We start from the raw sequence: 21,030 nt of genomic DNA, 5'->3' as shown, positions 1-21,030 counted from the left end.
TTTTCTCTGCCAGGGAGAAATTGCGGTTACTATTTCTATAGGCTATCTACTTTATTTAGAACTTTATTTTCGCTTCCTGGTAAAGGACACCCTATGAGCCATATTGCGCCGTCGCTCGCGCAAGAAGATAAATCAAAATCAACACCATGGCGGTATGCCGTTGCAGGTGCACGCGACCTGAGAATCGACTTTATGCGCGGTATTGCCCTCGTCATGATGGTCGTCGCACATACGGAAGTGATGTCAGTATTTAATATATTTTCCTGGGAGCGTTTCGGATTAACCACCGGCGCAGAGGGTTTTGTGATTCTCTCAGGATTTATGTTGGGCATGCTCAACCGTGCTCGCCTGCAAAAAGTGGTATTACTTACGGTGTCATGGGGGCTTTATCTCCGGGCGTGGAAAATATATCGCGTAAATATCATTATCATAGTGTCATTTATTCTTCTGTCATGGGTTCCCAATATTACTCTTTTCGAGGTTACCCATTTTACCGATCGCTTTTCGGGTGAAAGCTGGTCGCTTTATCCGGTGACACCGCAAATAAAAGAGACCTGGTTCAATATCATTCTCTATTTGCAGATTGGCCCCCATCAGACTCAAATTCTTGGTCTATATATCTTTTTATTGCTCTTTAGCCCTCTGTTTTTAGGGATGTTGCAGAAAGGGAAGGTCTGGTGGCTGCTGGGGCTGTCGCTGCTGGTGTACAGCCTGTGGCAGCGTTGGCCGCTGCGGCTGACGCCAGCGGAATTCGAATTCGCTTTTCCGCTGCTGGCCTGGCAGTTCATTTTCGTGCTGGGCATGGCGTGCGGCTGGTACAAAGCCGAATTACTCTCTTTTGCCCGCACGCCGGCAGGTAAAGTGGTGGTGGTTGCGCTGGTGATGGTATCACTTGTTCTGGGGTTTGTTGCGCAGAACCATACCAACCCGTTTATGCCGCCTGCGCTGCTGTTGCATGTGATTCCACCTGACACCTTCAACACGTTTTATCACACCTGGGCTGCAAAAAATGGGCTGGGTCCGGTGCGGGTATTAAACGATATCGCGCTGATGGTTACCGTCTATCTGGTGCTGACCTGGTGGTGGGTGCCGCTCAACAAAATGTTCGGATGGTTTCTCATTCCGTTAGGCCAGCACTCGCTTTATACCTTTATTTTGCATGTGTACGTGGTGTTGCTGGTGAGTCAGTTCATTACGTTCGATTTATGGCGTCACGCCTGGACAGAAAACACGTTAGTGCATGCTGCGGCACTAGGCATACTGTGGCTCATGGCGAAATATAACGTCGCCGCACGCTGGATACCTAACTAAGGATGGCGGTTATGCGCGAGAAATGGCTTCTGGCGGGCGTGCTGCTCGCCGCAACATCTTCCGCAGATGCGGCACAAAGTAATGAAAATGACACCCTGCGCGATAAAAACGGCGAACCGGTACAGGCTGGCGTATTTACCAGTCGATGGGGGCGCCTGTTTTCGGGTAATGACAAAAAATTCTCAGGTGCCCTGAGTTTCAGTTCGGGGCTGAAAGAGCAGTGGATGAGCATTCCAAACAGCTCAGACAGCGCCACACAAAAGCGAAAAATTAACCAGACGCTGAATCTCAGCCTGCAGTATTCGCCCTATAGCTTCTGGTTTGCCAACATTACCTCCCGGCTGCCGGTCAGGGATACCAGTCGCTACACCGCAGATTTTCGTTACAGTTTTGGCTATGACGACTGGCATGCTAATACGGTTAGCCTTGTGTACAGCAACTACGGTGATAATCACTTCTGGACGCCCGGTAGCCGACGACATACCTACTTCGAGCAGGGGGCGGTGACTCTCGCCTATAAGTTTTCCTTACCGAAGCCGATAGAAAAATCGCTTCTGATCAACAAAGGCGACTCTATTATCTGCCAGGCAGGGTACAGTTGGGTCCCACGTTACTATGACCTTAGCAGCGATGACATTCGCAAAAATAAAAATGTATTCCTCGGCGGCTGCGGTTACACCTTTAAACAGCATTTCTTTATTCGGGCAACGGCATTCTGGTTCCCCGACAGCAGTCAGCAACAACCCTGGAACGGCGATTACAGCTACAGCTTTGGTTATGCAGGCTATACGCCGGGTTCGTTCTCCGTCCAGTACGCGAACTACTCGGGAACACGCTACCCGGGCCACAGTAACGGGAATGCTAAGTTCCGCGAAGGCACCGTCAGCCTTATCTGGTTCTTACCGCTATAGGGGGATGCATGTCAGCGCTGCACGTTTTAATCGTTGAAGATTCGCTGATTTATCGTCGCTTACTCTCCCGGATGCTCACCCAGTGGGGCTACATCGTGAGCGAGGCGGAGAATGGCGTCGCCGCGCTGGAGATATTGGCCAGCGAGCCCGTCAGCATGGTGATCAGCGACTGGGAAATGCCCGTGATGGACGGGCTGGCTCTGTGCAAGGCGATCCGTAGCCGCGAATGGGGTCACTACGTTTACGTCATCCTGTTAACGGCGCGCGAGAACACGGGCGATTTGACGCAGGGTTTTCATGCCGGGGCCGATGATTTTTTGAGTAAGCCCGTCGAGCAGGCAGAGCTACGGGCACGGTTACACGCAGGAGGGCGCATTTTGACGCTGGAAGCGACGCTCGCCGCGCACAATAAGCGTCTGAGCGAGGCCTTACACCAGCTTGAACAGGATCTTGAGCTGGCGGCGCGTGTCCAGCACTCCGTGCTGCCTTCGCACCGCTTGCGTTATGGCAATTACTTTTCCGACTGGCTTTTCTTACCCTCAGCCTGGGTCTCGGGCGACGTCTTTAATATTTTTGCGCTCGATTCCCATCTGGGTTTTTATTGCGTCGATGTTTCCGGTCACGGCGTAGGCGCGGCGATGATGTCCCTCGCGGTTGCGCGCCAGTTTTTACATGGCCGGGTGGTGGACCGGTTCTTGTTTACCGAAGCGGGCGGGGTTCAGTCTCCCGCTGAGGTGATCAGAATTCTGAATAGCCGGTTTTGCAGTGAAGAGAACGACATCACCAGCTATTTCACCATTATCTACGGGGTAATCGATCCTGCAACGGGTCAGGGATTGTTGTGTCAGGCAGGGCATCCTACCCCCGTAATTGTGAATGCAGACAGTGCCGTCACCGCCGTGGGTGACGGCGGACCGCCTGTAGGGCTGATCCCCGATCTCAGCTGGGACGATGTGGCGTTTACCCTCAATCCAGGGGATCGCTTATGCTTATTCAGTGACGGGATCACGGAATGTGAGAATGTCGAGGGCGAGCAGTTTGGCCCGCAACGTCTCCAGCGCTGGCTTCATCAGCACGCCCGTTTGCCTGTTGATGAACTGTTATCACAGTTTGGTCAACACCTGACCGACTGGCGTAACGCACATCGCGATGAACCGACCGCCTTAACTGACGATGTTTCACTATTAGTAATTGAGCGGCAGGGAGAACAGAATGATGATGAACACTGAACGATTACCGCATGCCAACGTACTTACGCCGGCGGTCCGGCGGCTGGATGCCTCCGTTGCGGCAGCGTTTAAAGCCACTGTGACGGAAGAAATTGGCAGCGATCGTAAAGCCCTGATTGTCGACTTTAGCAAAGTAGATTTCATCGACAGCAGCGGGCTGGGGATGCTGGTGTCGTTGTTCAAGTTGATGAATGGCAAAGGCGAAATGGCGCTATGCTCCCTGAACCCAGGGATCATGAATATGTTCACTCTGACCCGGATGGATCGCATATTTCGCATATATCCGGATAAAAGCACCGCGCTTGCGCAGCTGGGGCAGTAAATGCAGACGCCGGAGCAGGCAGAATTTCCGGCGGTGCTCGGCTCGCTGACGCCGCTGGCAAGCTGGCTGGAAGAGAGGCTATGCGCGCTTACCGTTGATGATGAATGGCGTTTCGCGCTCGATCTCGCCGTCTGTGAAGTGGCGACGAATATCATCCGGCATGCGTTGCATGAGGATCCCTCAAGCGCATTCCGCGTGCGGTTCGACATCCGCGACAGCGACGTCTGCCTTATCTTTACCGACGCAGGTGAGGCGTTCCCGCAGGAGCGGCTTGATGCCGCCAGACGAGACCGATTTTGTGAAACATCGCCATTGCTGGAGAGCGGCAGAGGGTTGATGCTGATTTTGCTGAGCGTCGATCGTTTTACGGTGGAGCGCGTGGCGGGTGAGAATATCGCCACGCTTGAAAAGAAAATAAGCGTATGACCCGATGACCATACGCGTGCTGTGGGACTATTGCTTATTCGTCGCAAACAGCTCCGGCGCCCACGGTGTGGGATCAACCTCCATGAACGGCGCCCGTTCAAACCGCGCCTTCAGCGCCCACGGCACCGTGCAGTCGAAGATAGTCTTGCAGGAAATGCCGTTTCCACGGATCGAGGTGTTGTAGTCCGGCGACTGCGACGGATCCAGCTGGTGGCCGCGGATCCCCGGAAGCGTGGTAATGCTCACATCGCCCTGCATGCGGGTGGTCATTGCCCACAGGATGTCGTCACTGTCGAAGATATCCACGTCTTCATCCACGAGGATAATGTTTTTCAACTCTGAATAGGTGGCCAGGGCGATAAGTGCCGCCTGGCCCTGACGTCCTTCGTCTGACGGCTGGCGTTTTTTCACCTGTAAAATGCCGAGGAATTTACCGCCCCCGGCGGTGTGCGCATAGACGTTTTGCAGAAAGCCGGGAATGGCCTCTTCGACCGCGTTGCGAATGCTGGCCTCGGTCGGTAAACCGGCAAGCGTGGTGTGCTCTTCGCCCGGGCCCACCAGCGTCTGCAGGATCGCGTGGTTTCGCATCGTCACGGCTTTCACTTTGATCACCGGCAGAGACGGATTCGCCTCGCCGCAGTAGCCCGGGAACTCCGGCATGGCGTGGCCGGTGTTGGTGTGCTGATCTTCTCTTACGCGCACGCCGGGAAGCAGTTCGCCCTCGATGATGATTTCCGCCCGCGCGATCGCTTTCTCTTTTACCGCCACGCCCTGTACCAGCTCCACCGGTTGCTGGCGTAATGCCCCGGCGACGCCAAGCTCGTTGTAACCGAATGGCGTGGTTGGCGCTTCGAAACAGGCCCCAATGTAGATAGCCGGGTCAAGTCCCATATTGATGGTGACCGGCAGTGGTTTGCCCGCCGCTTCGGCCTTCTTGCGAAAGACTTCGATATGGCGACCGGCGGCAAGGAACATAGAGAGTTCATCTCGCTCCTGCACACAGAGACGGTGAATGGTCACATCGGTCAGCGAGGTATCTTCCGGATCGCTTGCCAGTACCAGCCCCAGACAGAAAAAGGGGCCTGCATCAATCGGCGTGTTGGTCGGGGCCGGAAGCAGCTTACGCAGGTCAAAGTCCGGATCGTCGGCGTAAAAGACCTGCTCCTGGCACGGTGCCTGCGAGGCCGGAACCACCACCGGTGCAACCGGGTTTTTCACCGCCTGACCAACGTGCTGCGCCAGCTTCGAGGGTTCACAGCCCAGCAGAAGCGCCGCTCTTTCCCGGCTGGCGTGCATACCTACCAGGATGCGGGAGCCGGGGTAGCCCTTCACGCTATTGAACATCATGGCCGGGCCCGTGCGGGTGGGGCGTTTTACGGTACCGCCCGCGCCGATATGGCGGTAGACGCCCGCCAGTTCAGCATTGGGATCTACCGGGTGATCGGTTTCGATATAGTGACCTGGATGGCGTTGCAGCAACGCGATGGCGCTTCTGAGATCGTTGATGGGGTTTTGCATGTTTTTCTCCCTTAATGGCTGACCTCCATTGTTGGGCGAACGACAGATAGCATCAATTGCATCATTGATGCTATTTTGATAAGAATTTTATTATCAATTTTCGCGGGACTTCATTATGCAATTTCGTCTGATGCGTAATTTTCTGGTGGTAGCCGAAGAGCTCCATATGCACCGCGCCGCGGAGCGTCTGAACATGGCGCAACCTGCGCTGAGCCAGCAGATTAAAGCGCTGGAGGCGCGTCTGGGCGTCACACTGTTTAGCCGGGCACATCGTCGCTTAACCCTGACGCCTGCCGGAGACGCGTTTCTGGTCAAAGCCCGGCTGGCAATTGCGATGACCGAGCAGGCCGTGCTGGACGCCAGACAAACCGCCCGTGGCGAACAGGGGGTGTTGAATCTGGGATGTGTATCGAGTGCGATGTTTGACGATAAGCTGCCTGCAACGCTGCGCCAGCTGCACGAGAACTGGTCCGCAATTGCCATTTCGCTGATGACCGGGAACGTGCAGACGCTTTACGAAGCCGTGCAGACCAACCAGCTGGACGTGGCGATTATCCGGGCTCCGCTGCCTGCGTTACCTGACGATCTGCAATCTCGCCCCTTTACCTCAGAGAAAACGGTGCTGGCGCTGCCTCGCCAACACCCCCTGGCCACGTCATCCGCACTGACACTTTCATCCGTGAAGGACGAAAAGTGGATCTCGCTGCGCGATCCGCAAGGCATGGGGCTGGAACAATATTTCTATGACGCCTGTAACGGTGCGGGTTTCCAGCCGGAGGTGGTGCAGAATGCCACCGACGTGCCCACCGTCATCAGCCTTGTCGCGGCGGGATTTGGCATTGCGCTCTTGCCCGCCTCAGCAAGGGCGGTGTGCGTCGGGAATGTGGTTTACGTCGACATTATTGATCGGCTCAGGGAGAGCGAGCTGACGCTGGTTTGTCACCGAATCATTCGTTCTGAAGTCTTAAAAAAATTCCTCACCACCGTTGCTCAGGGTTGACGCCCGGCGGCCAGCAGCAGTTGTTCGCGCAGCCAGGCGTTCGCCGTGTCCTGACTGTTTTTAGGATGCCAGAACATGCTGATGGCGATCGGCTGGAGCGGCAGCGGGGGCGGGAAAATATCGAGCGTGGTGGCGAACTGCTGCAACATGCGTCCCGGTAAGGTGCAAATCAGGTCAGTCCCCGCCACCAGAGGCGGTGCCATGGCATAGCTTTGCGTGGACATCACCACGTTGCGTTGATATCCCAGCCCGGCCAGCGTCTGGTCGACAAAGCCGGTAAATGGATCGCCCTGGGAGGAGACCACCAGATGAGAGAGGGCGCAATACTGCGCCAGATCCAGCGGCCCCGTACCGCGAGGATGCCCTTTGCGCTGGGCGGTGGCAAACGCGTCTTCAAACAGTTTGCGTCTGACCCAGCCGTCATGCGCGCCCGCACTCACGCCGATGTAAATATCAACGTCTCCGCTTTCCAGCTGCTGGGGCAGGTTCACCCACTCCGGCAGGGCGAAACGCAGGCGGATCCCCGGCGCTTCACGTCTGATGTGATTCAGCAGTTCAGCCCCAAGCATCAGAGCCGGGTTTTCATGCAGGGCAATGACGAACGTGCGATTGCTCTCGCGGTGGTTAAACCCGGTGGGGGCAAGCATCGCGCTGATGCCACGCAGAACGGCCGCAACCTGAGGCCTCAGCGCCTCGGCTCGGGGTGTGGGCAACACCCCACGTCCATGTGGGGAAGGGATAAACAACGGCTCGCCAAAAATGGCACGCAGGCGCGAAAGACGGGCTGACAGCGCGGGCTGGCTGACCCCCAGACGTGCGGCGGCGTGCGTGATGTTCCGGTCGGTGAGCAGTGCATCCAACGTCAATATCAGGTCAATATCCATGTCTGAAAATGGCGTCATGTTGTTTTCCGTTGTTTATTTAGCTGTGCTGGCGTCCCGGTTGGTATAGGTAACCGGAACCCAGGCATAGCCCGCGCGTTCGCCTTTGGTGACATAACCGATACCGGGGAACGGCAGGTGTGGCGCGGCAACCAGATCTCTGTTTTTGACAAAGTCGTCAAAGGCCTGCTTGCGCACACGGGCTGCTCCGTCCTGATCTTCATCGTAGGCGATGGTCACATCAGGCTGCGGGAACTGTACCGCAGCGACGTGGATAATGTCGCCCACGAAGGTAATTTTCTCGCCTTTACTTTCCAGCGTATAGAAGGCCGAGCCCGGTGTATGGCCGGGGTGAACCGTTCCGGCAATACCCGGCAGCAGCGCTGATGTACCGGTAAACGGCACCACTTTGCCGGCATCAAGGTACGGTTTTAAGGTCTTCTGTGCCACGTCAAAGTAGTTCTGATCGTAACCGGTTTTTTTCTGATTCTCTTCATTGAAGAAAAAGTCGATATCCGGTTTCCCCACGAACACGCGGGCGTTGGTAAATACCGCCTTACCGTCCTTTATCAGGCCACCGGAATGATCGGAATGCGCGTGCGTCAGTAAGATTTCCGTGATGTCCTGCGGTTTGATCCCCTGCGTGGCCAGGCTCTCGATTAAACGCCCGCCGTTGCCCGGACCAAAAAGCTGGCCTGAACCGGTATCGACCAGAATTTTGTGTCCCGGCAGCGCAATCAGAAAGGCGTTAATGGAAGCTTCAACCGGGTTAGCCTGGAAATTTTTCGCCAGTAACGCATCGGTTTTCTGCGCTGTGGTCCGGCGCAATAGCGTGTGCAGATCCTGCGCGACGCTGCCGTCCGTAAACGACGTAACCAGCACGTCGCCCACCTGAACGCTGTAACCGCCCGCCGGTTGTTTCACCACGTGCTGAGGCGTCTCTGCCAGGGAGTGCAGCGCAGGGTAAAAGAGCAGTGAACTGGTGATAAGCGTAGAGAGGGCAAGTTTCTTGACAGTAAGCATGATGATCTCCTTTAGAAAGTCCTCATCTTACTTATGCATCAAAATTTAAGAACCCGCTCAACAGTGATAGGACCTATAAATGGGATGGATAGCTCAGTGGGTTGGCCGGGCAACGGCAATACCGTGCCCGGCGGGCAGATTGTTACGGCTTCCAGCTGTCCGGCGTGGCTTTTGACCATGAGCCATAAGCGGCATTAGGCAGCACAATCCAGTCATTGCCAAAATGCTCTGCGCTTGCCTCAACCAGCTCGCGCTGCTGCTCACTCGGTTTTTTGTTTTTAAACTGCACGGCGAAATCCGGCAGACTGTCGCCAAACAACATAATGATCTGTTGCTTTTTAAGGATGCTCTGGCGGCGCTCTTCTTTACTCACCGTATCCAGAAGCACGCTGTCGTCCGAGACCTGCGGCAGGCCAAGGGATTTTAACGTGTTGATGGTATCTGCTTTATTTTCCTGCATGCGGTCAGAGACGTAGTAGATACGCACCTTGCTTTGATTCACATGCTCAAGAAACGCCTTCGCGCCGGGGATCAGGCCGGGTTTTCCCTGTTTTTCCCAGTCGCTCCAGGTATCCCATTGGGTGTAGTCATGGCACTGTTCCATGTCGCGCACGAGCAGCGGGGTGTTGTCGAGCACGGTTTCATCCAGATCCATGACCACCGCGTAATTTTCTGGCATTTTCAGATCTTTCACTTTCTCGTCAAAACGGCCGGTGGCAAAACGGTACGTCTGCAGTTGAAGCGCCATGATTTCAGCTGACTTCTGCTGGTAGCGCAGCGCCATTTCATAGGCTTTTGGTTCACACAGTTCATTATTTGCCGCGGTAGCGGTTGCGCTCAACATCGGTACTGCCACCAGTAATGCCTTAGCTATTGAATTCATTATTGTTTCCTTAACACCCTTGTCAAAATGACGAAAGCGTAATGAATTTAAGTGACAGAAAAATGACGGTTGCACGTTGGGGCTCTGTTGAAACGTGCTTTCGATCCTGAACTAAGCTTGTACTTCATTCCGCGTAAAATGTGGGTCATTCGAGGACAATGAATGGAATTCAGGACATTTCAAAAGCAGTGGGGTGCTGAGTTTATTTCCGGTGACGTTGTACGTTTTCGCGTCTGGGCTGAGGGACAACAACAACTTACGCTACGTCTGGCAGAACGCGATCTGCCCATGACGGCGGTCGGTAACGGCTGGTTCCAGATTGACGTACCTGGCGTGACGCATGGCACCGAGTATCAGTTCGTTTTACAGGACGGCATGGCGGTACCTGACCCCGCATCGCGGGCGCAGAAAGGGGACGTTAATGGCCCCTCCGTGGTGATTGACCCCGGCCGCTATCAGCCCATCAACCCAGACTGGGCAGGGCGACCGTGGGAAGAGACGGTGATTTACGAACTGCATATTGGCACCTTTACACCGCAGGGCACCTTCCGGGCGGCTATCGACAAGCTGCCGTATCTGGCTGAACTCGGCATCACCCAGCTTGAAGTTATGCCGGTTTCACAGTTCGGCGGCAACCGCGGCTGGGGCTATGACGGCGTATTGCTGTATGCCCCGCACTCCGCCTACGGCACGCCGGAGGATTTTCACGCGTTCATCGATGCGGCGCACGGCCTGGGCCTTTCTGTCGTGCTGGATATCGTACTCAACCATTTCGGCCCGGAAGGAAACTACTTACCCTTGCTGTCACCCGCGTTTTTTGATGCGCAGAGAATGACGCCGTGGGGTAACGGTATCGCCTATGAACGGGAGCCGGTCAGACACTACATTCTTGACGCGCCCCTGTTCTGGCTGACTGAATACCGTCTGGATGGCTTACGGTTTGATGCCATCGACCAGATTAAAGATACGGCGTCGAAACATATTCTTCAGCAGATCGCGGAAACGATCCGCGAAGCGCTCCCGGATCGTCATATCCATCTCACCACCGAGGACAGCCGTAACGTGATTTTCCTGCATCCTCGGGATGAGAAGGGAGCCACGCCGCTGTTTACCGCCGAGTGGAATGATGATTTCCACAACGCCGCCCACGTCTTTGCCACCGGCGAAACGCATGCCTACTATCAGGATTTTGCCTTCGAACCGGAAAAAAAATTCGCCAGAGCACTCGCAGAAGGGTTTGTCTATCAGGGTGAGGTCTCTTTGCAGACCGGACACTCACGCGGGGTGGAATGCCACACCCAGCCGCCGACCTTCTTTGTCGATTTTATTCAAAACCACGATCAAACCGGTAACCGCGCCCAGGGCGAACGGCTTATTACCCTGGCGGGCGCGGATAAAACCCGCGTTCTGCTCGCCGCGCTGCTGCTGTCACCCCATATCCCGCTGCTGTTTATGGGCGAAGAGTATGGCGAAACCAACCCGTTCCTGTTCTTTACGGATTTTCATGGCGATCTGGCGAAAGCCGTGCGGGAAGGGCGGGCAAAAGAGTTTACCGGCCACAGTGGACACGATGGCGATGTACCGGATCCGAATGACGAGCAGACTTTTGCCCGCTCAAAACTGGACTGGCACAACGTGACGACTGCGCAGGGTAAATCCTGGCTGCGCTTCACGCGAAGCCTGCTTGTCCTGCGGCATCGCTATCTTGTGCCGTTACTTCGCCCTGGCGGCACCGTTGAGGGCAAAATCGTTAAGACCGCTCCCGGTATGGTGGCGGTGAGCTGGTCTTTCCCGACGGGGACATTGTCGCTGGCGCTGAATATCGGTAATAAGCCCGTTGACGTTCCTGCGCTGGCAGGCGAAACGCTCTTTAGCTGGCCGGAGGCCGCTGAGGTGTTAGTGCCAAACAGCATTGTCGTTCGTTTTGCAGATGGAGACGCATCATGATCCCTTGTGCCACATACCGAATACAGTTCCGCAATGGCATGACCTTTGACCGCGTGGTGGAGCTGGTGCCATACCTTAAAGACCTCGGGATCAGCCATCTCTATGCCTCACCGATATTTACCGCCACCACCGGTTCAACCCACGGTTATGACGTTACCGATCCTAACGAAATCGATCCCGCCATTGGCGGGCGCGCCGGTTTCGACCGCATGACGGCGGCACTCAGGCAGGCGGGAATGGGGCTCATTCTGGACATCGTCCCTAACCATATGTCGACCTCGCTGCAAAACCGCTGGTGGCGGGATGTTATCGCGTTTGGTCAGCAAAGCCGTTACGCGCACTATTTTGATATCGACTGGTCGCGCCCGCTGACGCTGCCGTTCCTTGGCGACACCTTTGAGGCCGAGCTGGAGAAAGGGGCAATTACTCTGAAACGTGACAGTGTCACCGGTGAGGCCGCGCTGGTCTACTATGACACAGCCTATCCGCTTAACCCCGGAACATGGGCTGCGGAGAAAAGCATCGAGGCGATCCACGCGGCGCAGAGCTGGCGGCTGATGTCCTGGCGGGAAGCGCCGAAACAGCTCTCATGGCGGCGCTTTTTTGAAATTACCGGCCTGGTGGGCGTCAGAGTGGAAGACGAGGGGGTGTTTCAGGATTCGCATCGCCTGATCCTCGAGCTCGTGCATACCGGCATTGTCGACGGGTTGCGCATTGACCATATCGACGGGCTGGCCGACCCGCTGGGTTACCTGCAGCGGTTACGGCAGGCAACCGGTCCCGACTGTTATATCACGGTGGAAAAAATTCTCGCCAAAGGGGAACAACTGCCTGTGGAATGGCCGGTATCCGGCACCACCGGATATGAGTTTATCGCCTCGCTGGCCGAAGTGCTGGTCGACGATAATAACCTCGGGCGGCTGGAAAAAATCCACGACGAGACGCTGGGCGTGACGGTCGATCGCCATGCGGAACTTCGCAACGCTAAAGGGCTGATGACCGATCGCAATTTTGAGGGTGAATTCACCACGCTGCTTAACATTGCCACCGACCTTGCCCGATGCAACGACATTGACGTGCCGCAGGACGACATACGCTACACGCTGCGCGAACTGCTGATTGCGTTTCCGGTCTACCGCACCTACGGCACCGCCGACGGGTTAACCGCCCCGGATGTCGCGCTGTTGAACCGCGTTGTCGCCAGCGTCGACGCACCGGAACCGGCGTTAAGCCTGTTGGTGAGGATCCTCACCGGCGACCTGGACGCCAGCAGCCGCGATGCAGCCTCGCTGTTCATAACCCGCTTCCAGCAGCTTACCGGGCCGCTGATGGCGAAATCGGTGGAAGATACGCTCTTTTTCCGCCATAACCTCGAGCTCGCCCTGAACGAAGTGGGGGCCGATCCCACCCCGCGCGCGTTTTCGTTATCCCGCTTTCACCAGGAGATGCGTATTCGTCTGGCCCGTCAGCCCGATGCGCTGCTGGGGACCTCCACGCACGACACCAAGCGCGGGGAAGACGCGCGGGCACGCCTCTACACCCTGACGGAAGCCCCGGAACAGTGGGGCGAAAATCTGGCGCGCTGGCGGCAGATGAACCAGACCCAGGTGCGTTTTCTCAATGACGGTACCGCGCCAAACGCGGCCGATACCTGGATGATCTACCAGGCGCTGGCGGGCGTCTGGCCTGCAACGTTGTCGCCTGACGATGGTGAAGGGCTGAAGTCTCTCGAAGCGCGTTTCCTCGGGTTTATTGAGAAAGCGCTGCGCGAGGCCAAACAGCGTACCGACTGGATCGACAGCAATGAGGGCTATGAGAGCGTGGTGCTGAATTACGTCCGGCACTTGCTGTCCCCTGAGAACACGCTGTTCCTGCATGATTTCTCGTCCTCCCTGCAACCCTTTATCCGCGCCGGGCTGATGAACAGCCTGAGCCAGACGGTGATCAAACTGACGGCGCCGGGCGTACCAGACATCTATCAGGGAAGCGAGGCGCTTAATTTTAGCCTGGTCGACCCGGATAACCGGCTGGAGCCGGATTTCGCCACGCTGAGGCAAAACCTGAGCAGCGCCGACGCAAAGCTCTTTGCCGACGAACAGCAGTGGCGAAACGGCAAGGTGAAGCAGTATGTCACCGCCACGCTGTTACGCGTCCGGCAGCACTATTTATCGCTCTTCCAGTACGGCGACTGGTTGCCGCTGAAGGTCAGCGGCGAGCGCGAGGAAAACCTGATTGTCTACGCGCGCGTGAAGGACGGGGAGGCGCTGATTGTTGCCGTACCGCGTCTGGTTTTTGCTAGCCCCACAAACGAAACGCTGTGGGCCAACACTTCGGTCGTCATCCCCGAAGAGCTTTCCGGGAAACGCTACCGGGATCTGTTTACCGGTGAACGTCGGGCGCTGCGGGAGACGCTGGATTTAACGTCTGAAACAGGAAGTTTGTTAGTTCTGCTTACCTGCGAATAATCGTGGAGAACGAAAATGGCAAAGGAAAATACGTTTGACATACGGGCCGGTCATGGCCAGCAGCTGGGTGCAAATTATGACGGGAAAGGGGTTAACTTCGCGCTTTTTTCAGCCCACGCCGAGCGGGTGGAGCTTTGTCTGTTTGATCCCTCCGGTAAAACGGAAATCGCCCGTCTGGAGCTGCCGGAATATACCCACGAGATCTGGCACGGCTATGTGCCCGACCTCCAGCCCGGCGCGCTGTATGGCTATCGCGTCTACGGGCCGTATGACCCGGAAAACGGGCATCGCTTTAACCCGCATAAGCTGCTCATCGATCCCTATGCCCGTGAACTGGTGGGCGATATCGACTGGAATGATGCCCATTTTGGCTACGAACTGGGTCATGATGCGCTGGATCTGAGCTTTGATACGCGTGACAGCGCGCCGTTCACTCCAAAATGCAGGGTTATCGATCCGAATGCGTTTGACTGGCAGGACCATCAGCGGCCAGCGATCCCCTGGCCGCATACCGTGGTCTATGAGAGCCATGTGAAAGGTTTCACCCAGCTCAACCCGGCGATACCGCCCGAGCTGCGCGGCACCTTTGAAGGCATGGGGCATAAAGCCTCGGTCGATTACATCAAAAGTCTGGGTATCACCGCCGTCGAGCTGCTGCCGGTTCACTGGTTCCCGGACGATCAGCACCTGCTGGACCGCGGCCTGAAGAATTTCTGGGGCTATAACACGCTGGGCTTTTTTGCGCCCGCGTCACGCTATTACGGCCCGGCGGGGATCCAGGGCTTTCGCGATATGGTCCGCGCCTACCATGACGCGGGTATCGAGGTGATTCTGGATGTGGTCTATAACCACACGGCAGAGGGCAATGAGCTTGGCCCGACGCTCTCGTTCAAGGGTATCGATAACTACAGCTATTACCGCACGTTGCCGGATCAGCATCGCTATTACATCAATGACACCGGCACGGGGAATACGGTGAACACCTCACATCCGCGTGTGCTGCAGATGATCATGGATTCGCTGCGCTACTGGGCGGAATCGATGCATATCGACGGTTTTCGCTTCGATCTGGGTACGATACTGGGGCGCGAGCCAGAAGGGTTCGATCCGCGCGGCGGCTTCTTTGATGCCATGACCCAGGATCCGGTTTTATCAAAACTCAAGCTCATCGGTGAGCCCTGGGATATCGGCCCCGGCGGCTATCAGGTGGGCGGCTTCCCGCCCGGCTGGGGCGAGTGGAACGACAAATATCGCGATACCGTTCGTGAATACTGGCGGGGCGATAACGTTCCCACTGATTTTGCCGCCCGCCTGCTGGGCTCGGGCGATCTCTATGATTTACGCGGGCGTCGCCCGTGGGCCAGCGTCAACTTTATTACCGCGCATGACGGCTTCACGCTGAACGATCTGGTGTCGTACAACGAGAAACACAACGCCGATAATGGTGAAGAGAACAACGACGGGCATAACGATAACCGCTCGTATAACTATGGCGAGGAAGGCCCGACCGAGAACCCGGACATTATTGCCACCCGTGAACGGCAGAAACGGAACTTCCTCACTACGCTGTTGTTCTCCCATGGTACACCGATGCTGCTGGCCGGGGATGAGTTTGGCCGGACGCAAAAAGGGAACAACAACGGCTATTGCCAGGACAGCGAGATCTCCTGGATCAACTGGAAAGGGTTGTCAGAAAACGACGTCGCGCTGCGCGAGTTTACCCGGCACCTGATTGCGCTTCGCGCCAAACAGCCGCTGCTGCGCCGGGAGAGCTGGCGAGACGGTCTTGAGATCCGCTGGTTTAACGCCGGAGGAGGACCGCAGCAGTCTGAGCAATGGGAGGAAGGCTCGACAATCGGCGTCTCCATCAGCCGGCCCGATCTCATCCAGGAGGAGGGGATCTGGCACGACGTGCTGATGCTGTTCAACCCCTTCGAAGGCGCCGTGTCGTTCCAGATCCCGCAGTTTGGTGAAGGAGGCTGGGTGCTGGAACTCTCCACGGCGGGGGAGGTTGCCACGGGCGAGGTCATCACCCGGACCGTGGATTACGAACTGGCGGGGCGCAGTATTACTCTCTTCAGACGCCCGTGATGTCAAAGTGATGCCGCCGCCCGTGCGGCGGTGTCATACAGGGATGAAATGGTGCGCAGCAGCTGGGCGGTGTCACCGATAGCGGCACCCGAAATCCCGCTTTCGGCATGTATGTTGATCAGACACGCTTCGCGCACATCCCGGTATTTCATGCACAGTGCTTTTCCCGCCTCGGTGGTGGAGAAGAAAAGCTCTTTTCCTGCCTTTTCACTGGTGACGTAGCCCGCCTTGACCAGCTTTTTCAACGCGTAGGTCACCACGTGGGTGTCTTCCACGTTGAGCACAAAACAGATATCGGCCAGCTTCTTCTTGCGATTGCGGTGATTCACATGATGCAAAAGCGAGACGTCAAAGGCCCCCATATCCGGCTCACCGGCCGCGGTCATGCAGCGCACCATCCATTTATTGAACGCGTTACTGGTCATGATCAGCGCGTACTCCAGCTCCGATAGCTCCGCGCAGCGCTCGGAAACCAGATGGCGGGAGGAGACGATCCGGCCGTCGTTAATGTCGTCGTGATTCATTGATGCAGCACTTTTCTTCAGGGTCATAACGTTCCTTACGGGAGTGTGGCTGTTGCCCGGAAATGTAAACTCATCGATAAAATAAGAACATTTTATTGATAAATTGTTTACATGTTTTTGCGGTTCAGATATAGCTTTTTAACGCAGGTTTTCGAAGCCTGACGGAAAACACAACATCGCTCGCCGCAAATTAAAAAAATAGCCGTCGGCGCGCAACGCTCACTTTGGATAGGGTAACGTTTATGGACGGTTCTACACTGTTGCCGCTTATCGGGATCCCGGTGGTGGTTATTGGTTTTGCCCTGCGCTTCAACCCGCTACTGGTGGTCGTGGTAGCGGGGCTGACGACGGGTCTACTGGTTGGGATGGATTTCGGCATGCTGCTGGAAACCTTCGGCGAGAAGTTCGTCAACAGCCGCTCTCTGGCCACATTCATTCTGATCCTGCCGGTTATTGGTCTGCTGGAATATTACGGTCTAAAAGAGCGCGCACAGGCGTGGGTGGCGAAGATCGCCAGCGCCACTTCGGCGCGTATTCTGATGATCTATTTTGTCGCCCGCGAGGGGACGGCCGCGCTGGGGCTGATGTCGCTGGGCGGTCATGCCCAGACGGTGCGTCCGCTGCTGGCACCGATGGCCGAAGGGGCGGCGCTGAACGAATACGGCGAACTGCCCCAGCATATTCGCGACAAAATCAAAGCCCATGCCGCCGCGTGCGACAATATCGCGGTGTTCTTTGGCGAGGATATTTTTATCGCCTTCGGGGCGGTGCTGCTGATCGACGCTTTCCTGAAGGAGAACGGTATTCAGGGTATTGAACCGCTGCATATCGGCCTGTGGGCGATCCCGACGGCGATTGCGGCATTGATTATTCATATGACGCGTCTGTTGCGCCTGGATGCCAGCATCCGTCGTGACGTGATGGCCTGGAAAGCCGGGCAGGGAACGCAGGAGATCGCGCCATGATGACGCTGCTCACCATTAACCGCGTGTACTACCTGATTGGCTTTGTCGTGATGCTGCTGGTGGTCATGACCCTGCGCGATCGCGCCAACCCCAAACGTTTTACCACGGCACTGTTCTGGTTTCTGTTCGGTGGGATCTTTCTGTTCGGTGACCTGATGGTGCAGGAGCTGGGCCGCTCGCTGGCGTACCGGATCATTGGCGGCGCCGTGATTGTAATTGCCCTGCTGGCAGGCTTTGGGCTGGTCGGTAAAGGGCAGTACAAGATGGCCAGCGAGCCCGAGCGTATTGCCTCGTCAAACCGGCTGAAAAACTGGCTGTTTTTACCTGCCCTGATGATCCCGGTAGTGACGGTTATCGGCACGCTGTTCCTGAAAGGGGTGTCGATTGGCGGGGTTTACCTGCTCGATCAAAAACAGCTCACGCTGGCGGCGCTGTGCGTGGCTTGTGTGGCGGCCATCCTTACCGGCTGGTGGCTGACAAAAGGAACGCCGCTGCATGCCGTCCGTCAGTCTCGCCGCCTGGTGGATACCATTGGCTGGGCGGTGATCCTGCCGCAGATGCTGGCCATGCTGGGCGGGGTTTTTGTGGTGGCCAATACCGGCAACTCCGTGCAGAAGGTGGTCAGCCTGTTTGTGAATCCGGACAGCCGCTTTATGCTGGTGGTGATTTACTGCGTCGGCATGGCGCTGTTCACCATGATCATGGGTAATGCCTTTGCGGCCTTCCCGGTGCTCAGCGCCGGTATCGCCTTACCGTTTCTGATCCACGTGCATCACGGTAATCCGGCACCGCTGCTGGCGATTGGTATGTACGCTGGCTATTGCGGCACGCTGATGACGCCGATGGCGGCGAACTTCAACATTGTTCCCGCCGCGTTACTGGAGCTGAAAGACAAATATCAGGTCATTAAGATCCAGATCCCGACCGCGTTAACCCTGCTGGTGGTCAACGTGTTCTTAATGTATTTCCTCGTGTTTCGCTAAGCGTGGCAACCTAAGGAGCTGTGATGGAATTAACGCAACACCAGGCTGATGCTTTTGCCAGAATGCCTTTGACCTATCTGCGCCAGGAATACCCGAACCACATTATGCATCTGCTCAATGATGACGGGGACGTCCTGCCGCCGCGCGAACTGCATCCCATTTTTTATGGCTGTTTTGACTGGCACTCGGCGGTACACGGCTACTGGCTGCTGCTGCGCTGCCTGCGCCTCTACCCGGAACTGTCGTGCCGGGATGACATTATCACGCTATTTGCCGACCATCTCACGCCAGAAAACGTGGCGCAGGAGCTGGCCTATTTCAACGCGCCGTTCCGCGCCTCGTTCGAGCGTCCGTATGGTTACGGCTGGCTGCTGGCACTGGCCCAGGAGCTGAAACAGTCATCGCTGCCGCAGGCGGCAGGCTGGTATCAGACGCTTGCGCCGTTAACGCAGGACATTCGCAACCGTCTGGTGGATTACCTCAGTAAGCTGACGTACCCGATCCGGGTTGGCACGCATTACAACACCGCGTTTGCCCTCGCGCTGGGGATCGATTACGCCCGGGCGGTGGAAGATAACGCGCTGGAGAGTGCCATTCTGGGGGCGGCGACGCGGTTTTATCACGCGGATACCCAGTATCCGGCTCACTATGAACCGGGGGGCGATGAGTATGTGTCCGGCGCGCTGACAGAGGCTCTGCTGATGAGCAAGGTCGCGGAGAATTTCCCGGCCTGGTTCGACGCGTTTCTGCCGAATATCGGGGCTGTTTCAGCGCTGATGAACCCGGCAGAAGTGAGCGACCGTACCGACCCCAAAATTGCGCATCTGGACGGATTAAACCTCAGCCGCGCCTGGTGCATGAAGCATATTGCCAGTGCGCTGCCGGAGGATCATCCGGCGCAGCAAGCGCTGCGTGATGCGGTGGCGAAACACCTGAAGGCGAGCGTCGGGCATGTTGTCGGCAGCCACTACAGCGGTGGGCACTGGCTGGCGAGTTTTGCGCTGCTGGCGCTGGAGTAAATATGGGGGCAGCGTCGCAGGACGCTGCCCTGGCATTTATGCCGTAGCCTGTCGCGCGCGACGCAGTCGGCTAACGCTAAATAATACTGACGCAGTTGACGCGATCACCGCGATCCACAGCGCAATATGAACGGCACCGTCATCCAGCATTTGATGATCTGACCCTGCGGTCGCAGCCAGCAAAACTCCCACCACGGCGGCACCGAGACACTGGCCGAACGTTCTGACGATGGACAACACCCCGGATGCATAGCTGGCGTACTCCCGGGCAACGTTAGAGAGCATTTCACGGTTATTGGGACTCTGGAAACAGCCAAAGCCGATACCGCACACCAAGCTCCTGAGGCAGATATCCCAGGCAGAAGGGCCGGCAGGCAGCGTCGCCAGCAAAATCAACCCAACGACAAAAATCATCAGTCCAAGTGTGGAGATCAACGGGGCGGAGATCGTGTCTGCCCAACGGCCCGCGTGCGGCGCAATAAGTACGATACCTATCGGCCAGGGGGTGAACAGTAAAGCGGAGATCGCCGGGCTATAGCCGTACACGCTCTGAAACAGAAACGGCAGCGCGATAAAGGTAATGCCCTGACTCACAAACGAGGCCAGCGAGGTTAGCGCGGCGAGGGTAAACCGTCCGTTGCTGAATATCACCGGCGGCAGGATGGGGCTCCGGGCACGGCGGATATGCCAGACAAAAGCGATGAGGCTGACCGTAGCGACAAATGCCCAGCAAACGGTGCTGATGGCGTGCGCTCTATTCTCTATGCTGTTTGCCGCCATGATCATCGACCCCAGCAGGATCACGGACAACAGGGCACCGGGCACGTCGAACGGGGACGTATCAGAGGCCGTCGCCCGCGGCAGCGCTTTCCAGGCCAGCAGCAGGGCAACGGTGCCGGGAATAATGTTGATCGCGAACAGCCATTGCCAGCTCAGTACGTCGAGTATTGTTCCGCCCAGCACCGGTGCAATGGCGGTGCTGGCGGCGATAAACAGAGCGTGCAGCCCCAGAATGCGGCCAAGCAGCCGTCCCGGGAATACCGAGCGCAGGATCGCCGGGGCAATACTCAGCGTGGCCGCGCCGCCGATACCCTGCAAAATACGCATCCCGATCAGCATTTCCGGCGTTGTTGCCAGCGCGCAGCCGAGCGAGGTCAGGGTAAACGTAGCCAGTCCCGCCAGAAACACCGGGCGGTAACCCACGCGCGCGGCAAGTGCGGCGAAGATGGCTAACGTCATGGCCGCAGACAGCAGATAGCCGTTGGCGAACCAGACTGCGACATTCGCGGGCACCTGCATCGCGCTGGCCATTGATGGCAGGGCAATGTTGATCATGGTGCCATCGAATACGCCCATCAACGTGGTGGTCATCACCGCAGCCATCACCCGGGCGCGTTCATGTCCCGGTAACCCTTCGTCGCCGGGTTGGTTTGAAAAGAGCGTCATCGTGTTATCTCCAGGCAAAAATGTTGATGACGACACTATAGTAATGGGTTATACAGGGCGGAAGACGCAGCATTTGCACTTATACG

18 protein-coding genes are annotated in these 21,030 nt (G+C 56.8%); 12 read left to right on the top strand and 6 right to left on the bottom strand.

What is annotated here, in order from left to right; translation table 11 throughout:
• The first annotated feature begins 93 nt into the window (after positions 1–93).
• From opgC to AC2FAK_RS12470, 5 genes are read left to right on the top strand one after another with little or no spacing between them, the layout of a single operon-like run.
• On the top strand, positions 94–1,311 hold the full coding sequence (opgC, locus tag AC2FAK_RS12490; protein WP_095455237.1) for an OpgC domain-containing protein: 1,218 nt from the start codon (positions 94–96) through the stop codon (positions 1,309–1,311).
• 11 nt (positions 1,312–1,322) lie between these two features.
• Positions 1,323–2,222, top strand: coding sequence for a hypothetical protein (locus AC2FAK_RS12485; RefSeq protein ID WP_045294355.1), 900 nt, complete (start codon positions 1,323–1,325; stop codon positions 2,220–2,222).
• Between the two features lie 8 nt (positions 2,223–2,230).
• A complete protein-coding gene (locus AC2FAK_RS12480) occupies positions 2,231–3,451 on the top strand; it encodes a PP2C family protein-serine/threonine phosphatase (protein WP_058679074.1) in 1,221 nt (406 codons plus the stop codon).
• The gene (locus AC2FAK_RS12475) at positions 3,435–3,773 is read left to right on the top strand and encodes an STAS domain-containing protein (protein WP_045294124.1); all 339 of its coding nucleotides are present in this window, start codon (positions 3,435–3,437) and stop codon (positions 3,771–3,773) included. Before AC2FAK_RS12480 ends, AC2FAK_RS12475 begins: the two co-directional genes overlap by 17 nt.
• Positions 3,774–4,199, top strand: coding sequence for an ATP-binding protein (locus AC2FAK_RS12470; RefSeq protein WP_045294122.1), 426 nt, complete (start codon positions 3,774–3,776; stop codon positions 4,197–4,199).
• 27 nt (positions 4,200–4,226) lie between these two features.
• Here AC2FAK_RS12470 and AC2FAK_RS12465 read toward each other — a convergent pair whose 3' ends face one another.
• Entirely contained in the window at positions 4,227–5,717 is a 1,491-nt protein-coding gene (locus tag AC2FAK_RS12465) for a UbiD family decarboxylase (RefSeq protein WP_095455236.1), read from the bottom strand.
• A gap of 115 nt (positions 5,718–5,832) precedes the next feature.
• On the opposite strand from AC2FAK_RS12465, the gene AC2FAK_RS12460 reads away from it, so the two are divergent.
• The gene (locus AC2FAK_RS12460; RefSeq protein ID WP_095455235.1) at positions 5,833–6,717 is read left to right on the top strand and encodes a LysR substrate-binding domain-containing protein; all 885 of its coding nucleotides are present in this window, start codon (positions 5,833–5,835) and stop codon (positions 6,715–6,717) included.
• Here the strand turns inward: AC2FAK_RS12460 and AC2FAK_RS12455 are convergent.
• The 3 genes from AC2FAK_RS12455 to AC2FAK_RS12445 form a co-directional block, all read right to left on the bottom strand.
• Complete coding sequence (locus AC2FAK_RS12455) at positions 6,708–7,619, bottom strand: LysR family transcriptional regulator (RefSeq protein ID WP_095455234.1); 912 nt, start codon at positions 7,617–7,619, stop codon at positions 6,708–6,710. The genes AC2FAK_RS12460 and AC2FAK_RS12455 overlap by 10 nt on opposite strands.
• A gap of 15 nt (positions 7,620–7,634) precedes the next feature.
• The gene (locus tag AC2FAK_RS12450; protein WP_095455233.1) at positions 7,635–8,621 is read right to left on the bottom strand and encodes an MBL fold metallo-hydrolase; all 987 of its coding nucleotides are present in this window, start codon (positions 8,619–8,621) and stop codon (positions 7,635–7,637) included.
• Between the two features lie 142 nt (positions 8,622–8,763).
• Entirely contained in the window at positions 8,764–9,504 is a 741-nt protein-coding gene (locus AC2FAK_RS12445; RefSeq protein ID WP_095455232.1) for a 5'-nucleotidase, lipoprotein e(P4) family, read from the bottom strand.
• 162 nt (positions 9,505–9,666) lie between these two features.
• On the opposite strand from AC2FAK_RS12445, the gene treZ reads away from it, so the two are divergent.
• Genes treZ through glgX form a run of 3 tightly spaced genes read left to right on the top strand, consistent with a single transcriptional unit; the run spans position 9,667 to position 16,007 of the window.
• A complete protein-coding gene (treZ, locus tag AC2FAK_RS12440) occupies positions 9,667–11,451 on the top strand; it encodes a malto-oligosyltrehalose trehalohydrolase (RefSeq protein WP_095455231.1) in 1,785 nt (594 codons plus the stop codon).
• On the top strand, positions 11,448–13,916 hold the full coding sequence (treY, locus tag AC2FAK_RS12435; RefSeq protein ID WP_095455230.1) for a malto-oligosyltrehalose synthase: 2,469 nt from the start codon (positions 11,448–11,450) through the stop codon (positions 13,914–13,916). The genes treZ and treY overlap by 4 nt, the downstream gene beginning before the upstream one ends.
• 15 nt (positions 13,917–13,931) lie before the next feature.
• Positions 13,932–16,007 carry a glycogen debranching protein GlgX gene (glgX, locus tag AC2FAK_RS12430; RefSeq protein WP_095455229.1) on the top strand — a complete coding sequence of 692 codons (2,076 nt, stop codon included), beginning with the start codon at positions 13,932–13,934 and terminating at the stop codon, positions 16,005–16,007.
• 2 nt (positions 16,008–16,009) lie between these two features.
• Here glgX and AC2FAK_RS12425 read toward each other — a convergent pair whose 3' ends face one another.
• Entirely contained in the window at positions 16,010–16,558 is a 549-nt protein-coding gene (locus tag AC2FAK_RS12425) for a winged helix DNA-binding protein (protein ID WP_013096572.1), read from the bottom strand.
• Between the two features lie 215 nt (positions 16,559–16,773).
• Here AC2FAK_RS12425 and AC2FAK_RS12420 point away from each other — a divergent pair, with 215 nt between their 5' ends.
• From AC2FAK_RS12420 to AC2FAK_RS12410, 3 genes are read left to right on the top strand one after another with little or no spacing between them, the layout of a single operon-like run.
• On the top strand, positions 16,774–17,496 hold the full coding sequence (locus AC2FAK_RS12420; RefSeq protein WP_013096573.1) for a DUF969 domain-containing protein: 723 nt from the start codon (positions 16,774–16,776) through the stop codon (positions 17,494–17,496).
• Positions 17,493–18,479 (top strand): DUF979 domain-containing protein, encoded by a 987-nt coding sequence (locus tag AC2FAK_RS12415; protein WP_013096574.1) that lies wholly within the window; start codon positions 17,493–17,495, stop codon positions 18,477–18,479. Before AC2FAK_RS12420 ends, AC2FAK_RS12415 begins: the two co-directional genes overlap by 4 nt.
• 23 nt (positions 18,480–18,502) lie before the next feature.
• Positions 18,503–19,498, top strand: a complete 996-nt coding sequence (locus AC2FAK_RS12410) for a DUF2891 domain-containing protein (protein WP_095455228.1) — start codon at positions 18,503–18,505, stop codon at positions 19,496–19,498.
• Positions 19,499–19,534: 36 nt separating this feature from the next.
• Here AC2FAK_RS12410 and AC2FAK_RS12405 read toward each other — a convergent pair whose 3' ends face one another.
• A complete protein-coding gene (locus AC2FAK_RS12405; protein WP_095455227.1) occupies positions 19,535–20,944 on the bottom strand; it encodes an MFS transporter in 1,410 nt (469 codons plus the stop codon).
• Between the last annotated feature and the right edge of the window lie 86 nt (positions 20,945–21,030).

The sequence above is a fragment of the Enterobacter cloacae complex sp. 394F7 genome (assembly GCF_057320385.1).
This window is presented reverse-complemented; position numbering and strand designations above follow the sequence as displayed.

Excerpts from the sequence above, each read along its gene's own strand:
- AC2FAK_RS12460 (WP_095455235.1), top strand. The coding sequence starts at position 5,833 with ATGCAATTTCGTCTGATGCGTAATTTTCTGGTGGTAGCCGAAGAGCTC.
- glgX (WP_095455229.1), top strand. The coding sequence starts at position 13,932 with ATGGCAAAGGAAAATACGTTTGACATACGGGCCGGTCATGGCCAGCAG.
- treZ (WP_095455231.1), top strand. The coding sequence starts at position 9,667 with ATGGAATTCAGGACATTTCAAAAGCAGTGGGGTGCTGAGTTTATTTCC.
- AC2FAK_RS12470 (WP_045294122.1), top strand. The coding sequence starts at position 3,774 with ATGCAGACGCCGGAGCAGGCAGAATTTCCGGCGGTGCTCGGCTCGCTG.
- AC2FAK_RS12445 (WP_095455232.1), bottom strand. The coding sequence starts at position 9,504 with ATGAATTCAATAGCTAAGGCATTACTGGTGGCAGTACCGATGTTGAGC.
- AC2FAK_RS12425 (WP_013096572.1), bottom strand. The coding sequence starts at position 16,558 with ATGACCCTGAAGAAAAGTGCTGCATCAATGAATCACGACGACATTAAC.
- AC2FAK_RS12405 (WP_095455227.1), bottom strand. The coding sequence starts at position 20,944 with ATGACGCTCTTTTCAAACCAACCCGGCGACGAAGGGTTACCGGGACAT.
- AC2FAK_RS12480 (WP_058679074.1), top strand. The coding sequence starts at position 2,231 with ATGTCAGCGCTGCACGTTTTAATCGTTGAAGATTCGCTGATTTATCGT.
- AC2FAK_RS12455 (WP_095455234.1), bottom strand. The coding sequence starts at position 7,619 with ATGACGCCATTTTCAGACATGGATATTGACCTGATATTGACGTTGGAT.
- treY (WP_095455230.1), top strand. The coding sequence starts at position 11,448 with ATGATCCCTTGTGCCACATACCGAATACAGTTCCGCAATGGCATGACC.
- AC2FAK_RS12410 (WP_095455228.1), top strand. The coding sequence starts at position 18,503 with ATGGAATTAACGCAACACCAGGCTGATGCTTTTGCCAGAATGCCTTTG.
- AC2FAK_RS12485 (WP_045294355.1), top strand. The coding sequence starts at position 1,323 with ATGCGCGAGAAATGGCTTCTGGCGGGCGTGCTGCTCGCCGCAACATCT.
- AC2FAK_RS12475 (WP_045294124.1), top strand. The coding sequence starts at position 3,435 with ATGATGATGAACACTGAACGATTACCGCATGCCAACGTACTTACGCCG.
- opgC (WP_095455237.1), top strand. The coding sequence starts at position 94 with ATGAGCCATATTGCGCCGTCGCTCGCGCAAGAAGATAAATCAAAATCA.
- AC2FAK_RS12415 (WP_013096574.1), top strand. The coding sequence starts at position 17,493 with ATGATGACGCTGCTCACCATTAACCGCGTGTACTACCTGATTGGCTTT.
- AC2FAK_RS12450 (WP_095455233.1), bottom strand. The coding sequence starts at position 8,621 with ATGCTTACTGTCAAGAAACTTGCCCTCTCTACGCTTATCACCAGTTCA.
- AC2FAK_RS12420 (WP_013096573.1), top strand. The coding sequence starts at position 16,774 with ATGGACGGTTCTACACTGTTGCCGCTTATCGGGATCCCGGTGGTGGTT.
- AC2FAK_RS12465 (WP_095455236.1), bottom strand. The coding sequence starts at position 5,717 with ATGCAAAACCCCATCAACGATCTCAGAAGCGCCATCGCGTTGCTGCAA.